This is a genomic window from Salicola sp. AFF1 (assembly GCF_056783195.1).
Map to the genome: position 1 here is coordinate 1 of NZ_JBXAYL010000211.1, position 250 is coordinate 250.

Below are 250 nucleotides of genomic sequence, written 5' to 3' on the forward strand. Positions count from 1 at the left end.
AGCTGATCCAGCGCGGCGCGCACTACGAGATCACCATCATCAGCACCCCGCAGGCGCGAGCACGCTCGCGCCGCGAGGGTCTGCTGCCACCGATGCGCGGCATCAGCTACGAGCCGGCGCAGGCGCTGATCGCCACCGCACTGGCCTGTGCGGTGGCCTGGCTGGCCGAACGCTGGGTGGGCATGGCCGACCTGTCGATGGTGTTCATCGTGGCGGTGGTGCTGGTGGCCGCACGTACGCGCGCCAGCGT

At 70.8% G+C, this 250-nt stretch carries 1 protein-coding gene; it reads left to right on the top strand.

Features of this window, described 5'->3' with window-relative positions; genetic code table 11:
• Positions 1-250, top strand: a 250-nt coding sequence (locus tag AC1RQI_RS17385) for a hypothetical protein (RefSeq protein ID WP_481905857.1), incomplete at both ends; no start/stop codon positions are given.